The organism is Sediminicoccus sp. KRV36 (assembly GCF_023243115.1).
GTDB lineage: Bacteria > Pseudomonadota > Alphaproteobacteria > Acetobacterales > Acetobacteraceae > Roseococcus.
In genome coordinates, this window is record NZ_CP085081.1 from 750,379 (window position 1) to 765,468 (window position 15,090).

Annotated in this window: 15 protein-coding genes; 9 read left to right on the top strand and 6 right to left on the bottom strand. The window is 69.0% G+C overall.

The features are described from left to right. Positions 1-203: 203 nt before the first annotated feature. A complete protein-coding gene (locus LHU95_RS03465; protein ID WP_248709988.1) occupies positions 204-1,310 on the bottom strand; it encodes an alpha/beta hydrolase in 1,107 nt (368 codons plus the stop codon). An 81-nt stretch (positions 1,311-1,391) separates the two neighbouring features. Between LHU95_RS03465 and leuS the strand changes: the two genes are divergently transcribed. The 8 genes from leuS to LHU95_RS03505 all read left to right on the top strand — a co-directional run bounded on the left by leuS (position 1,392) and on the right by LHU95_RS03505 (position 8,842). After that, complete coding sequence (leuS, locus tag LHU95_RS03470) at positions 1,392-3,968, top strand: leucine--tRNA ligase (RefSeq protein ID WP_248709989.1); 2,577 nt, start codon at positions 1,392-1,394, stop codon at positions 3,966-3,968. Next, positions 3,958-4,518, top strand: a complete 561-nt coding sequence (gene lptE, locus LHU95_RS03475; RefSeq protein ID WP_248709990.1) for an LPS assembly lipoprotein LptE — start codon at positions 3,958-3,960, stop codon at positions 4,516-4,518. The genes leuS and lptE overlap by 11 nt, the downstream gene beginning before the upstream one ends. Positions 4,519-4,521: 3 nt before the next feature. After that, complete coding sequence (holA, locus tag LHU95_RS03480; RefSeq protein WP_248709991.1) at positions 4,522-5,535, top strand: DNA polymerase III subunit delta; 1,014 nt, start codon at positions 4,522-4,524, stop codon at positions 5,533-5,535. A gap of 332 nt (positions 5,536-5,867) precedes the next feature. Next, the gene (rpsF, locus tag LHU95_RS03485) at positions 5,868-6,347 is read left to right on the top strand and encodes a 30S ribosomal protein S6 (protein ID WP_248709992.1); all 480 of its coding nucleotides are present in this window, start codon (positions 5,868-5,870) and stop codon (positions 6,345-6,347) included. Positions 6,348-6,351: 4 nt separating this feature from the next. After that, positions 6,352-6,630 carry a 30S ribosomal protein S18 gene (gene rpsR, locus LHU95_RS03490; RefSeq protein ID WP_248709993.1) on the top strand — a complete coding sequence of 93 codons (279 nt, stop codon included), beginning with the start codon at positions 6,352-6,354 and terminating at the stop codon, positions 6,628-6,630. A 47-nt stretch (positions 6,631-6,677) separates the two neighbouring features. Next, positions 6,678-7,559 carry a hypothetical protein gene (locus LHU95_RS03495; RefSeq protein WP_248709994.1) on the top strand — a complete coding sequence of 294 codons (882 nt, stop codon included), beginning with the start codon at positions 6,678-6,680 and terminating at the stop codon, positions 7,557-7,559. A 13-nt stretch (positions 7,560-7,572) separates the two neighbouring features. Further along, positions 7,573-8,124, top strand: coding sequence for a 50S ribosomal protein L9 (gene rplI, locus LHU95_RS03500; protein ID WP_248709995.1), 552 nt, complete (start codon positions 7,573-7,575; stop codon positions 8,122-8,124). A 115-nt stretch (positions 8,125-8,239) separates the two neighbouring features. Then, the gene (locus LHU95_RS03505; RefSeq protein ID WP_248709996.1) at positions 8,240-8,842 is read left to right on the top strand and encodes a LysE family translocator; all 603 of its coding nucleotides are present in this window, start codon (positions 8,240-8,242) and stop codon (positions 8,840-8,842) included. On the opposite strand, the gene LHU95_RS03510 is transcribed toward LHU95_RS03505, so the two are convergent. Continuing rightward, entirely contained in the window at positions 8,817-9,518 is a 702-nt protein-coding gene (locus LHU95_RS03510; protein ID WP_248709997.1) for a DJ-1/PfpI family protein, read from the bottom strand. The two genes, LHU95_RS03505 and LHU95_RS03510, sit on opposite strands and share 26 nt — an antisense overlap. Positions 9,519-9,522: 4 nt before the next feature. After that, positions 9,523-10,473, bottom strand: coding sequence for a LysR family transcriptional regulator (locus tag LHU95_RS03515; protein WP_248709998.1), 951 nt, complete (start codon positions 10,471-10,473; stop codon positions 9,523-9,525). A gap of 88 nt (positions 10,474-10,561) precedes the next feature. Here LHU95_RS03515 and LHU95_RS03520 point away from each other — a divergent pair, with 88 nt between their 5' ends. Continuing rightward, positions 10,562-11,560 (top strand): NAD(P)-dependent alcohol dehydrogenase, encoded by a 999-nt coding sequence (locus LHU95_RS03520; RefSeq protein WP_248709999.1) that lies wholly within the window; start codon positions 10,562-10,564, stop codon positions 11,558-11,560. On the opposite strand, the gene LHU95_RS03525 is transcribed toward LHU95_RS03520, so the two are convergent. From LHU95_RS03525 to LHU95_RS03535, 3 genes are all read right to left on the bottom strand, one after another. Then, positions 11,529-12,494 carry a tripartite tricarboxylate transporter substrate-binding protein gene (locus LHU95_RS03525; RefSeq protein WP_248710000.1) on the bottom strand — a complete coding sequence of 322 codons (966 nt, stop codon included), beginning with the start codon at positions 12,492-12,494 and terminating at the stop codon, positions 11,529-11,531. The genes LHU95_RS03520 and LHU95_RS03525 overlap by 32 nt on opposite strands. 187 nt (positions 12,495-12,681) lie before the next feature. Then, complete coding sequence (locus tag LHU95_RS03530; RefSeq protein ID WP_248710001.1) at positions 12,682-13,434, bottom strand: SDR family oxidoreductase; 753 nt, start codon at positions 13,432-13,434, stop codon at positions 12,682-12,684. A 147-nt stretch (positions 13,435-13,581) separates the two neighbouring features. After that, on the bottom strand, positions 13,582-15,084 hold the full coding sequence (locus LHU95_RS03535; protein WP_248710002.1) for a tripartite tricarboxylate transporter permease: 1,503 nt from the start codon (positions 15,082-15,084) through the stop codon (positions 13,582-13,584). Between the last annotated feature and the right edge of the window lie 6 nt (positions 15,085-15,090).

The following is a 15,090-nucleotide window of genomic DNA, read 5'->3' on the forward strand; positions in this document are numbered from 1 at the left end:
TGTGATAAACAGCTGTAACTTAGCGCTTTTGAAATGGTAAGCCTCGACGATCGCGCCCGATACAACCCTTAAAATAGATATTCATCTCAATTTTCATATCGTGGCTCATGCCCGGATCGGACGCCGCAGATGGCTCCGGCGGGGTGCCGTCGTCTCATTTGTCGCTTTTTTGAAAATGACCCGCGAAATTGCGTCGGGCCGCGTCAGCCGCCGCCACAACCTTCGCGTCGCAAGCCGCGCGGGGCCGAGGCCGGCGGTGCCTGCACCAGCGTCATCACGCAGCCGCCATAATCCCGGGTGAAGCGCCAGTCCGAGACGCCGGAATGCCCGCGCGCCGGGCCCGTCGCCCAGAGGGCCAGCGTCGGCACGGTGCGGCGCTGGGCGAGATTCGCGACGATCTGGCCGCGTTCCTCTGGCCCGGGGTCGAATTCATCGCGGTCGAACAGCATCACCAGCAGCCGCGTCCGCCGCTCATCCAGCCCGCCCAGGACGCGGCGGAAATCCTCCAGCGCCAGGGGGCGCTGCTCCGGCCTTTCGCCATGGGCGGCCGGGGCCGCGGCGAGAACCGTATCCACCAGCTCGGGCCGCTCGGCCGCCGCCAGGATGGCCTGCCAGGCGCCGCGGGACTGGCCGCCCAGGATGATCCGCCGATACCCCGCTTCCCGCAGCGCCGGCAGCGCGCGGACCAGGCGCGGCAGGGTCACAAAAAGGCTGTCATCCCCCGGATGCCGGTCAAAGCGGAAGATGTCGAACCCGGCCTCGTTCAGCGGGGAGACGAGGCCGGGCAGCGCATGGCCTCGATGATCCTCCTCCGCGCCGCCATAGCCATGCGCCCAGATCACGGCGCCCTCGGCCGCGCGGGGGCCGCGATGCAGGTGGAAGGGGCTGCGGGTGAAGGGGCCGATGCCGCCGCGTTCGGGCACGATGCTGGGGGCGCCCGCTTGCGGCTGGCCCGAGGCGCCGCGCAGATCCCCATCCACCGCCAGGATCCGGCAGGGGCTGCCCAGCCCCTCGCCGCGTATGCGCGTCAATTGCCGGGTGCAATTGGCCATCGCCATCCGCTCGGCCTCCTCGGGGCTGTCATGGCCCGAGACCATGGACCAGGCGGCCCGCCCATCCGCCCCCTGGGCGAAGGCGAAGGCCGCATGCGGCACGGCGCCCCGATAGTGCTGCGTGAAGGAGATGGCGAGGCCGGTCGAGGGCAGGGTCACGGGAATGCCCCGCGCCGAGAAGAAGCGCGCATGGGCGGCCTCATCGGCGGCGCGCGCCGCGGTGGTGGTGAGGATCAGGAGAAGGAGCAGCCAGCGCATGCACAGGAGTTTGGCACAGTTCGCCGTGCCGCAACCCTGTGCCTTGAGGTGCGCGGCTTGCGGCTCTATTCAGGTCCCATCATGCCCGACACGCCCCAGCCGCTCCATCAGGATGCCCGTTACGATTTCGCCGCCGCCGAGCCGCGCTGGCAAGAGGCGTGGAATGCCGCCCGCTGCTTCTCGGTGCCGGATGTGCCGCCGGCGGGCTCGCGCAAATACTACGTGCTGGAGATGTTTCCCTACCCCTCCGGCAAGATCCATATGGGCCATGTGCGCAACTACACGCTGGGCGATGTGGTGGCGCGCTACAAGCGCGCGCAGGGCCACCTGGTGATGCACCCGATGGGCTGGGACGCCTTCGGCCTGCCGGCCGAAAACGCGGCGCGCGAGCGTGGCACGCATCCGGGCGAGTGGACCCGCGCCAATATCGCCAATATGCGCGCCGAGCTGAAGCGCATGGGCCTCTCCCTCGAATGGGAGCGGGAATTCGCCACCTGCGACCCGGAATATTATGGCCAGCAGCAGAAGCTCTTCCTCGATTGCCTCGAAGCGGGCCTGGTCGAGCGCAAGGAGAGCTGGGTCAACTGGGACCCGGTGGATGGCACCGTGCTGGCCAATGAGCAGGTGATTGACGGCAAGGGCTGGCGCTCGGGCGCGCCGGTCGAGAAGAAGAAGCTCAGCCAGTGGTTCTTCGCCATCACGAAATTCGCGCCGGATCTGCTGGAGGCGCTGGGCACGCTGGACCGCTGGCCCGAGCGCGTGCGCCTGATGCAGGCGAATTGGATCGGCCGCAGCGAAGGCGCGCGCGTGCGCTTCCAGCTGGCGACACCGGTGGATGGGACCGCTGAGGTCGAGGTCTTCACCACCCGGCCCGACACACTCTTCGGCATGAGCTTCCTGGCCGTGGCGGCCGAGCACCCGCTGGCGGCCGCCGCCGCCGCGCGCTCGGCCGAGGCCGCCGCCTTCATCGCCGAATGCCGCGCCATGGGCACCAGCGAAGTGGCGATCGAGCAGGGTGAGAAGAAGGGCTTCGACACCGGCTTCACCGTGAAGCACCCCTTCACCGGCCAGGAATACCCGGTCTGGATCGCCAATTTCGTCCTGATGGAATACGGCACGGGCGCCATTTTCGGCTGCCCCGCGCACGACCAGCGCGACCTGGATTTCGCGAGGAAATACGGGCTGTCCGTGACGCCGGTCGTGCTCCCCAACGGGGCCGATTCAGAGACCTTCAGCGTGGGCGATGAGGCCTTCACGGATGATGGCATCAGCTTCAATTCGGACTTCCTGAACGGGCTGGACGTGCCCAGCGCCAAGCGCGGCGCCATCGCCCGCATCGAGGAATTGGGCCAGGGCCAGGGCGTCACCAATTGGCGGCTGCGCGACTGGGGCGTCTCCCGCCAGCGCTATTGGGGCTGCCCCATCCCGGTCATCCATTGCGATGATTGCGGCGTGGTGCCGGTGCCCGCCGATCAGCTTCCCGTGGTGCTGCCCGAGGATGTGGATTTCTCCCGCCCCGGCAATCCGCTGGACCACCACCCCACCTGGCGGCACGTGAATTGCCCCGGCTGCGGCAAGCCGGCCCGGCGCGAGACGGACACCTTCGACACCTTCGTGGACAGTTCCTGGTATTTCGCCCGCTTCTGCTCGCCCCGCGCGGCCGATCCGGTGACGCCGGCCGCCGTGGATGCCTGGCTGCCGGTGGACCAGTATATCGGCGGGATCGAGCATGCGATCCTGCACCTGCTCTACAGCCGCTTCTTCACCCGCGCGATGAAGGCGACTGGCCATGTGAAGCTGGACGAGCCCTTCGCCGGCCTGTTCACCCAAGGCATGGTCACGCATGAGAGCTACAAGGGCGCCGATGGCCGCTGGCTCTACCCCGAGGAGGTCGAGAAGCGGGCCGACGGCACCGCCATCGTGAAGGGCAGCGATGAGCCCGTGACGGTCGGCCGCATCGAGAGCATGTCCAAATCCAAGCGCAACACCGTGGACCCGGGCGCCATCATTGACCGCTACGGCGCCGACACCGCCCGCTGGTTCATCCTGAGCGACAACCCACCCGAGCGCGACATGGAGTGGTCGGAATCGGGTGTGGCGGGTGCTAGCCGCTTCATCGGCCGCATCTGGCGCCTCGCGCTGAACCTGGTGGAAGCGAATCAGCCGGATGAGGCCACGGGCAAGAAGCTGCGGCAGGCGACGCACCGCGCCATTGCCAGCGTGACCGAGGCGCTGGAGGCCTTCACCTTCAACGTCGCCGTCGCGCGCATCCATGAGCTGGCCAATGCCATCGCCGACAGCCCCGCGGCGCCACTGGCCGCGCGGCGCGAGGCGATGGAGGCCCTGGTGCGCCTCGCTTCGCCCATGATGCCGCATCTGGCGGAGGAGGTCTGGGCGCTGCTTCATCCCGGGCGGGGCCTGGTGGCGCAACTGCCCTGGCTGGAACCCGACCCGGCGCTGCTGCGGGCGGAGACCGTGACCCTCGCCGTGCAGGTGCTCGGCAAGCTGCGCGGCACCATCGAGGTGCCCGTGGACGCGCCCGATGAGGTGGTCTTCGCATTGGCCGAGGCTGAGCCCAATGTGGCCCGCGCGCTGGACGGCAAACCCGTCCGCAAGCGCATCCATGTGAAAGGCCGGGTGGTCAATCTTGTCATCTAGACGCAGCCTTCTCGGCTTGCCCTTGCTGGCCCTGGCCGGCTGCGGCTTCCAGCCGGTCTATGCGCCGGGTGGCGGCGGCGCCCTCTCGGCCTCGGGAAGCCCGGCTGGCGGCAACCCCTCCCTGCAACGCGCCATGGCTTCGGTCCGGGTCGGGCCGATCGGCGAGCGTTACGGGCAGGTGATGCGGCGCAATCTGCAGCGTGGGCTGGAAGGCCTGGAGCCCGGGGTGCAGGCCCGCTACCTGCTCGATGTGAATATCGCCAATACGGCGGAAGTGCTGGGCTACCGCACGGATGGCCTGATCACACGGATCCGCGTCATCGCCACCGCCAACTGGGTGCTGACCACCATCGGCAACCCGCCCGAGGCCGTGGATCGCGGCAGCGCGCGCACGCTGGATGCGGTCAACCTGCCGGATCTGCAGTTCTTTGCCGCCGATGCCTCGCTGGAGGACATGAATCGCCGCCTGGTCACCGAATTGAGCGACCGGGTGGTGCAGGGGGTGGCGGTGGCCTTGCGGCGCCGGATGGCGGCGGCACCGGCGGCCTGAGCCATGGTCGCCAAGCTTGAGCCGCGGCGGCTGGCGGGCTTCCTGGCGGAGCCGCCCGCCGATTGCCGCGTGGTGCTGCTGATCGGCGATGATGCGGGCCTGGTGAATGAACGCGCGGCGCAACTGGTCCGCGCCGTCGCGGGCACGGATTCCATGTGCATCACCGAGCCCCCGCGTGAGGCCGCGCGCGATCCTGGCTCCCTGGCGGGGGAAGCGGCTGCGGTGCCGCTCATGGGTGGGCGCATGGCCATTCGCCTGCGTGACGCGCGCGATGCCTGGGCGGAACCGGTGAAGATGGCCCTGGCCGGGCGCGGCCCCGGCCTCGTCATCATCGAGGGCGCCGGGCTGACCGGCAAATCCAAGCTGAGGGCGCTGGTGGCGGCGGACCCGCGCGGCCAGATCATCGAATGCTATGCCGAGCGCGGGCGTGACCTCGCGGCCTCCATCACCCGCATCCTGGGCGAGCTGGGGGCCGCCGCCGAACCCGCGGCCCTGGATTGGCTGGCCGAGCGCGCCGGCGAGGACCGGCTGGCCATGCGCCGGGCCCTGGAAGTCCTGGCCCTGCATGCCGGGCCCGGCGAGCGCATCTCCGTCGAGGATGCGATGGGGGTGCTGGGTGAGGGCAGCATGCTGGACCTGGACGAGGCGCTGATGGCGGCCTCGCTCGGCGAGGTGGCGGTGGCGGACCGGGCCATCGGCAAGGCCTTTGGCGAGGGGGCGAATCCGGTGCAGGTGCTGCGCGCCGCATTGCGCCACACCCAGCGGCTGCATCTGGCGCGGCTGGCGATGGAGGCCGGCAGCTCGGCCGAGGAGGCGATCAGCGCGCTGCGCCCGCCCGTCTTCTGGAAGGCGAAGCCCGCCATGACGCGCGCGCTGGGCCGCTGGTCCATCGCGCGGCTGGAAGCCCTCGGCGCGGCCCTGCTTCGCGCCGAACGCCAGGCCAAGACGACCGGGCTGCCGGATGAGACGGTGGCGCGGCAGGTGGTGCTGGGCCTCGCGCGGAGCGCGGCAAGATAAGGTTCGCGGAGCGCGGCAAGATAAGGCTCGCGGAGCGCGGCTCGGTAAGCTTCGCGGAGCGCGGCTTGGGGAGGGGGCTGGGTTGAGAGGGCTCTGCCCTCTCACACTCTCCCGGCAGGGGACGGGTCCCCTGCACCCCCTTCCGGTTGGGGCTGCGGCCAGTGAGCGGGAATTGGGGGGCAGCGCTGCTCATTTACCCCATGGACTCGGGGGCCGACCCGTGGTTTACCCCCCGCCACCCTGCCGTCGGCGTTGGCACGCCTGCGGCTATGCCCATTTGCGCGCCACGATCCCCGTCGGCCGCCAGGGCTGAGCATCCATAGGGAGACATCATGCCACTCTACGAATGCGTGTTCATCGCGCGCAATGACGTGACTCAGCAGCAGGTCGAGACGATCGCCGACAATATCGGGATCACGCTCGCCGACCATGGCGGAGAGGTCAAGAAGCGCGAATATTGGGGCCTGCGCGGCCTCGCCTACAAGGTGAAGAAGAACCGCAAGGGGCATTACATGCTCCTCGGCATCTCCGCCCCCGCCCCCGCCATGCAGGAAATCGTTCGCCAGCTCGGCCTGAACGAGGATGTGCTGCGCGAGCTGACCATCCGCGTCGAGGAAATCGACCCCGAGGCCCCCTCGGCGATCCTCGCCAAGCGCACGGATGATCGTGACCGCGAGCGCGGCTTCCGTGGGCCCAAGCCCGCCGGCCGCTTCGGCTCGGGCCGCGCCGGCACCGGCGGGCGTGACGATCGTGAGGAATTCCGTGCCCGTCCGCGTGACGAGATGGACCTCAACCTGAACGACGAGATGTGAGACGATGAGCGACACCGCTGAACCGAATATCGCCAATCGCCGCGCCGCAGTCGGCGCCCGCCGCCCCTTCTACCGGCGCCGGAAGTCCTGCCCCTTCTCTGGCCCGCAGGCGCCGAAGATCGATCACAAGGATGTGCGCCTGCTGTCGCGCTTCCTGAGCGAGCGCGGCAAGATCGTGCCGAGCCGCATCACCGCCGTCAGCGGCAAGAAGCAGCGCGAATTGGCGACCGCCATCAAGCGCGCCCGCTTCCTGGCCCTGCTGCCCTACGTGATCAACGACTGACACGAGAGGCCGGGCGGGTGACACAGAACACGGGGCAAGGGGGGCTGTTGGGCCAACCTGGCACCCTCGCGGCCGGTGCCGCGGGGCTGTGTTCGGCGTTGCTCGCCCTTTGGGCCATGCGCGGCATGCCGCTGGGCGGCCTGTTGCTCTGGGTGGCGCCGTTGCCGCTCTTTGCGGCCGCCTTCGCCTTCGGGCCGCGCATCGCGGTGTTTGCGGTGGGCATCGCGGCGCTGGCCGTGCTGTTCGGCAGCACCACCCTCGGGCTTGCGGTCTTCCTGGCCATGTTCGGCGTGCCGGTGGCACTGATCTCCGGCACGGCGCTTCATACAGCTGCGCTGCAACCGGGCCGGATGGACCTGTCGCTGCCGCTGGCGGTGCTGGGCATCTGGCCGGTCGTCGTGCTCGGCATCCTCGCCGCCTCGGTCTCCGATCTGGAGGGCGAGATGCGCGAAGCGGTCGAGATGGGGGTGCGCCGCATGGGCGTGACCCTGCCCGATGGCATGGCGGGGCAGATCGCCCAGGTGAAGGCCGCCGCGGCCGGCTTCTGGATGACGCTGCTGATGGTCGGCAACGGGATGGCGGCGCAAAGCCTCGTCACCCGGCGTGGCCTGGCGCTTTATGCCACGCCCTCGCTGGATGATCTGCGGCTGCCCTCCTGGTATCTGCCGCTGCCCGTGCTGGCCTTGGCCATCTGGGCGCTGGTGGGTGGGGCTGTCGCGCTGTCCTCGATGCTCATTCTGCTGGTGCCGGTGTTCCTGCTGGGCGTCGTGGGGGTGCACCGCTTGCTGCGGGCCCGTCCCGGGCGCCTGGCCTTCCTCATCGGCTTCTACCTGCTGATGCTGCTTTTTCTCCAGATTATGGCCCCGCTGATGGTCGGCGTGGGTCTCTATGACCAAATTCGGCGGCGCGTGACGCCGCCCCAAACCTGATCTGAGGCGTGCCATGATTGAACTCATCCTGATGCAGCGTGTGGACAAGCTCGGCCAGATGGGCGAGCTGGTGAAGGTGAAGCCCGGCTACGCGCGCAACTTCCTGCTGCCCGGCGGCAAGGCGATGCGTGCCACCAAGGCGAACCTCGCCCGCTTCGAAGCGGACCGCGTCCAGCTTGAGGCGCAGAACCTCAAGCGCCGCGAGGAGGCCGAACGCATTGCCGAGCGGATGGAGGGGCTCTCCGTCGTCCTGATCCGCTCCGCCGGCGAAAGCGGCAACCTCTATGGTTCCGTCTCCGCGCGTGACATCGCCGATGGCTGCACCGCCGCCGGCCTGACGGTGAACCGCTCGCAGGTGCTGATTGACGCGCCGATCAAGCTGCTCGGCCTGACCAATGTGCGCGTCGAACTGCACCCCGAGGTGATGCTGCCCGTCGTCGTCAACGTGGCGCGCAGCCCCGAGGAAGCCGAGAAGCAGGCCCGCGGCGAGGAAATCGCCCGCGAGGAGGAGATCACCCTCGAGGACGAGCTGGTGGCCGAGTTGGGCGCCGCCGCGCGCGATTGAAGTTTCCACCCTGGGTGGAACGGGGAAGGGGGCCGCGAGGCCCCCTTTTTTGTGGGATCAGCCATTGCGTCAGATTGGTTGACGCAATTATCCCGAAGCCGCGAAGCTGGCTTCCATGGAATATGCCCTGGCCCTGATCAGCTTTGCCATCGCCACCTCCGGCACGCCGGGGCCCAATACGCTGATGGTTGCGGCCAGCGCGGCCCAGCTCGGGATCCGGCGGGTCATGCCGCATATGCTGGGCATCACGCTGGGCTTTCCGGCGATGATCGTCGCCGTCGCCCTCGGTCTCGGGCTGCCCTTCGCGCAAATTCCCGGGCTGCATCGGGCCATGCAGGTTGTGGGCGGGGCTTGGTTGCTCTGGCTGGCCTGGAAGATCGCGGCGGCGCCGGCTCCCAGGGATCAGGGAGCGGATGGGGCCGCGCCGGCCGCGCCACTCGGCTTCTGGGGTGCTGCCGCCTTCCAGTGGGTGAACCCGAAGGCCTGGATGATCGCGCTCGCCGCCTTGCCGGCCTTCACCGTGCCGGGCTTGCCCATCCTGCCGCAGGCGCTGCTCATCGCCGGGGTGTTTGCCCTTGTCTCGATGCCAAGCCTGCTGTTCTGGGCCTGGATCGGTCGCGCGGCGCGTCACCTCCTGGGTGAGGGGGCGCGGCTGCGGGCCTTCAATATCGGCATGGCGCTGCTGCTGGTGCTCAGCCTGCTGCCGCTGGTCCTGTGAAACCGGCGGCGGCCCCGCGCAGGGCCGCCTCGCGCCGGGTCAGCACCGTGGCCATGGCGGCGCGCGTGGACGCCACGAGCGCCGGCGGCGCCGTCTCGGGCGTGCCGGCGTCGAAGGGCGGCCGCGGGTCATATTGCATGTAGAGCTGAATGCCCTGCGCCACCTCCACGCCGCGCAGCTTCGCCGCGAGGTGCAGCGCGCCGTCAAAGCCCGAGGTGACGCCGGCGGCGGTGACGAATTTGCCATCCTCCACCACACGCTCATTTACCGGTGTGGCGCCGAGCAGCGCCAGCATGTGGTGGCTGGCCCAATGGGTCGTCGCACGGCGGCCGCGCAGCAGGCCGGTCGCACCCAGCAGCAGCGCGCCGGTGCAGACGGTGAAGACCACCTGCGCCCCCTCCGCCTGGCGCCGCACCCAGTTCAGGATCACCGGATCGCTCAGCGCCGCATCCACGCCGAAGCCGCCGGGCAGATGCAGCACATCCAGCTGGGGGGCTTCGTCCAGCGTCGCGTCGGGCAGGATGCGCAGCCCCTTCATGTCGCGCGCCGGCGCCATGGTCTTGGCGTAGATCTTCCAGCTGGAATCGGGCAGGCGGGAGAGCACCTCATGCGGCCCGGTGAGGTCCACCTGGTCGAGGTCGTCAAAGATCAAGCTGCCGATATTCAGATGGGCCATGCCGTCACGCTCCGGAAGGGAAGCCAATGCTGCCGGCAGCGGGCGGATGCGGCAAGGTGGAATCGGCGGGCCGCGCCAGTTCCGCCGCCAGAAGGTCGAACACGGTTCGCACCCGCTTGCTGGTGTGCAATTCCCGGTGGGTGACGAGGAACATGGGAAACTGGATCGGCGCCGCATCGGGCAGCACGCGGCGCACCAGGGTCTCGGCATCGCCCACCGCCTCGGTGATGACGCCGATGCCGGCGCCGCGCTTTACATATTCCCATTGCACCAGGTGACTCTCGGAGATGATCGGGAAATGCGCGGGCGTCAGGTCGAGGCCAAGGGGGCGCAGCGCCGTGGCCATCGCCTCGCGCGGGGCAAAGCCTAGGAAGACGCCGCGCGCCATCTCCCCCAGGGTCCGCGGCTCACCGATCGAACGCAGATAGGCTGGGGTCGCGTAGTAGGCGCCGGTATCATCCTTCACCTTGCGCACGATGAGCTCCGGCTGGGTGGAGGTGTAGTTGCGGATGGCGATATCCGCCTCCCGCCGCAGCAGGTCGGTGCGGCTGTTGGAGGCGACGATCTCCACCTCGATGCCGGGATGCAGCGCCCGCAGCCGCATGATGATGGGCGGCAGCAGATGGGCGGAATAGACCTCGGACGCGGTGATGCGGATGCTGCCGGCGATGGATTGGGAGCGGCCGGCGGCGGCCAGTGAGAAGCGCGTCGCGGCTTCTCCCATGGCGCGTAGATGATCGCGCAATTCCTGCCCGCTGGGGGTGAGGATCAGCCCGCGGCCGGCGCGCTCGAACAGCACGACGTTCATCTCCTGCTCCAGGGCCGCCACCTGGCGGCCGATGGTCGGCTGGGCCATGCCCAGGGCGCGCGCGGCGGCCGAGAGGGAACCCTCCTCGGCGGTGGCCAGGAAGGCCCGCGCGTGATTCCAGTCGAAGGTGAGGGAACGCCAATCCATGCAGGCATGCATAGATCAAATCCGGATTTCTGCAATTCATATGGCATCACCGCATGGGTAAGCGGGGTCCCAGCGGAGGAGACGCCTGATGCAAGCTGTGTTGTGGCACGAATACGGACCGCCCGAGGGCCTTCGCCTCGGTGAGGCGCCCTTGCCCATTCCCAAGCGGGGTGAAATCCGCATCCGCGTGCGGGCCACCACCGTGACTTCGGGCGATGCCCGGATGCGGGGGTTTCGCGATCCGGGCATCTTCTGGCTGCCGCTGCGCGCCTTCCTCGGCTGGCGGCGGCCCCGCCATCCGATCCTGGGGATGGAATTTGCCGGCCATGTGGATGCGCTGGGCGAGGGGGTGACGGAGTTCGTGCCGGGGGAGCGGGTCTTTGGCATGGCGCTGCTGGGCGCGAATGCCGAATATCTTACCATCCCGGCGGCGGGCGCCGTCCTCGCCACGCCGGCGCTGCTCAGTGATGAGGAGGCCGCCGCCCTGCCATTCGGCGCCCTGGCCGCCCTGGTCTTCCTGCGCGATGTGGCCCGCTGGCAGCCGGGGGAGCGCGTGCTGATCCATGGCGCGGCCGGGGCGGTCGGCGTGCATGCCGTGCAGCTGGCGCGGCATTTCGGCCTGCATGTCACGGCGGTGTGCAGCGCCGCGGCGATGGAGCTTGTCCGTGGCCTCGGCGCGCATCGCGTGCTGGATCGCGCCACCGAGGATTTCACTCGGGGCGAGGAGCGGTACGACGTGATCCTCGACACGGTCGGCGGCACCAGCTTCCGGCGGGCGCGGCGCGTGCTGGCACCGGGTGGGCGGCATGTCTTTGCCGCCTTCGGGTTCCGGGAATTGCGGCAGATGCTGTGGACCGCCCTGCGTGGCGGCCCGCGCGTGCTGTGCGGCTTCGCCGGTTCCACCAAAGCGGATCTGCACACGCTGCGCGGCCTCGTGGAAGCCGGCGCGCTGCGTCCGGTGATCGGCCATCACATGGCGCTGGAGGAGATTGTCGCGGCGCATCGCCTGGTGGATTCCGGGCGCAAGCGCGGCGCCCTGGTGCTGCGCGTCGGTGCTATTCCGGCCGGATTCCCGCCCCGCGCATGACGGCCGCGTAGCGCGCCATGTCGGTGCGGACGAAGGCCATGATCTGCTCGGGCGTCTGCAATTCGGGCATCGGCAGCACGGCCTGCTCGGCCATGCGCTGGGCGGCCTGGCGCTGCGCCGTGGCGAAGGCGGCGTTGAAGGCGGCCACCACCTGCGGCGGTGTCCGGGCCGGTGCCATCGCGATGATCCAGGCATCTACGGCGAATTCCGGCAGGCCAAGCTCCGAGGCGGAGGGCACATCCGGCAGCGTCGGTGCGCGCTCCGGTCCGGCCACGACCAGGGCGCGCACATTGCCGCCCCGGATATGGCCCAACGCCGAGGCGATGGGGTCCACGGTGAAAATCGCCTCGCCGGTGATGACGCCCTGCATGGCCGGCCCGCCGCCGCGATAATGCACCGCCGCGATATCCACCTGCGTCACGGCGCGGAAGATCTCCCCGCCCAGATGCACCGCCGTGCCGATGCCGGCCGAGGCGAAGTGATAGCGGCCCGGATTGGCGCGCAGCAGCGCCACGAGCTCCGCCAGGGTGGTGACGGGCAGGCGCGGATTGACGCACAGGACCTGCGGCACTCGCCCCAGCATGCTGAGGCCGGCGAAATCCGCCACGGGATCGAAGGGCATGCGCGCGACCAGCGCGGGGGCGATGGCGTGGCCATTGCTGTGGACGATGATGGTGGTGCCATCGGGCGTGGATTTCGCGACGAAATCGGTGCCGACCAGGCCTGCCGCCCCGCCTGGCCGATTCTCGACGACCAGCGGCTGGCCCAGGATCTGGCCCACCGGCTCGGCCATGATGCGGGCCAGCACATCCGTCGTGCCGCCGGGCGCATAGGGCACCACGACGCGAATCGGGCGGTCCGGCCGCCAGGCGGGCTGCGCCTGCGCGGCGAAGGGTGCGAGTGTGGCCGTGGCCAGCAGAGCGCGGCGTTGCATGCGTTTCTCTCCCGTGCATGGTCGGCCCAGGCTCTCGCGCCTGAACCGGTCGGCATGCACACAACATGGCGCCCGACCGGTGCGGCCGCCATGGGGCAAGCGGCACCGGCAGGCATGATGATCCCCTATGGCTGGGGCCTCAGCACAGCTTCGCCTGTTCGGCCGGTGTGGGGAAGGGGCGGGCTGCTCAGTGTGGAAAGCGCCGCGTGCCGCCATCCACATGGATCACCTGGCCCGTGATGTAATGCGCGAGCGGCGAGGCGAGGAAGGTGGCCAGCACCGCGAGATCCCGCGCCTCGCCGATATAGCCGACGGGCACCTGCGCCTCGGCCCAGGTGCGGCGGGCTTCCTCGGTCGGCAGGATGCGCGCGTCGATCTGCTCGGAGCGGATGCGCCCGGGCGGGATGGAATTCACCGTGATGCCGTCCCGGCCCAGGGTGCGGGAGAGCGCCTTGGCCCAGATATGCACGGCGCCATTGGGCGCATTGGCGGCATTGATCATCCAGGCCTCATCCTGGCCGGTCAGGTTGATGATGCGGCCGAATTTCTGCGCCTGCATCAGCGGCACCAGCGCATGGGTGATGCGGCGCCCGGCGTGGAAATTGATCTCCATCGCGTCCATCCAGGCCTCGTCACTGCCCAATCCCTCCTGCGGGCGGGAGGAGCCGGCGTTGTTCACCAGGATGTCGCAGCGGCCGAAGCGGGCCTGCATGGCGTCGCGCACGCGCTCGCCCGCATCCTTCGCGGTGAAATCCTGCTCGATGATGAGGGGTTCGGCGCTGGCCGGCAGTTCGGTTGCGAGCGCTTCCAGCAGCGGGCGGCGGCGGGCGAGGATGGCGAGGCGGCAGCCCTCGGCCGCCAGTTCCTGGGCGATGGCGCGGCCGAGCCCGGCCGAGGCGCCGGTGACGAGGGCGACCTTGCCCTGCAATTGAAGATCCATCCCGATACCCCTGGCCTTCGTAGTGAGGCTGATTCACGCCTTCGGTGATCTCACCCAAGGCGATCAGCCTCCGACAAAAAAACGCCGCGGAGGTTGCCCTCCGCGGCGCGTTTCGTGAAGGGCGCCTGGCCTTATTCGGCCAGCGCCCTACTCTGCAAGAGCCTTGTCCTTGCCCTTGCGGATATTCGGCATGAGCATGAGGGCCAGCGCGAAGGCCGCGATGCCCAGCATGGTCGCCGAAATCGGGCGCTGGATGAACACCGCCCAATCGCCGCGCGAGAGCAGCATGGCGCGGCGCAGATGCTCCTCCATCATCGGGCCGAGCACGAAGCCGATCAGCAGCGGCGCCGGCTCCAGCTTCAGCTTGCTGCACATGTAGCCGAACACGGTGAAAGCGACTGTCATGTAGACGTCGAACACGTTGTTGTTCAGCGAATAGACGCCGATGCAGCAGAAGACGAGGATCGAGGGGTAGAGGAAGCGGTAGGGCACCTGCAGCAGCTTCACCCACATGCCGATCATCGGCAGGTTGATGACCAGCAGCATGAGGTTGCCGATCCACATCGAAGCGATCAGGCCCCAGAACAGGTCGGGCTGGGCTTCCACCATGCGCGGGCCGGGCTGGATCCCTTGGATGATCAGCGCACCCACCATCAGCGCCATCACGGCATTGGAAGGGATGCCCAGCGTCAGCAGCGGGATGAAGCTGGTCTGTGCCGCCGCATTGTTGGCGGCCTCGGGGCCGGCGACACCTTCGATGGCGCCGGTGCCGAACAGATGCCGGCCCTTCGACATCTTCCGCTCCATCATATAGGAGCCGAAGGCCGCGAGCGACGCGCCACCGCCCGGCAGGATGCCGAGGAAGCTGCCCACGATCGTGCCGCGCAGCACGGCGGGCGTGGCCCGCCGGAACTCCTCCTTGGTCAGCCAGAGCGAGCCCACCTTGGAGCTGAGCACGGAGCGCGATTCGGGGCGTTCGAGGTTCAGGATGATCTCGGCGATGCCGAACATGCCCATGGCGATGGGCACGAAGCCGATGCCGTCGGACAGCTCAGGAATGCCGAAGGTGAAGCGCTGCTGGCCGGTCTGCACATCGGTGCCGACCAGGCCGAGCGCCACGCCGAGCACCACCATGCCGACCGCCTTGATGATCGAGCCCTGGGCGAGCACGCAGGCGATGATCAGGCCCAGTAGCATCAATGAAAAGTAGTCGGCTGGTCCGAAACTCAAGGCCACCTGCGTCAGCAGTGGGCCGGAGGCGGCCACCAGGATGGTGGCGACGGAGCCGGCGAAGAAGGAGCCGAGTGCCGCGGTGGCGAGTGCGGCCCCCGCGCGCCCGTTGCGCGCCATCTTGTAGCCTTCGAGCGTGGTGACGACCGAACTCACCTCGCCCGGAAGATTGAGCAGGATGGCCGTGGTCGAGCCGCCATATTGCGCGCCGTAGAAGATGCCGGCCAGCATGATGATGGCCGTGGTCGCGGGCAGGCCGAAGGTGATCGGCAGCAGCAGCGAGATCGTCGCCACCGGGCCGATGCCGGGCAACACGCCGATGGCGGTGCCGATCAGCGCGCCGAGCAGCGCGAAGCTGATGTTCTGGAGTGAGAGTGCCACGCCAAAACCATGCGCGAGGTTGGTGAGAAGAAGTTCCATGGTCGC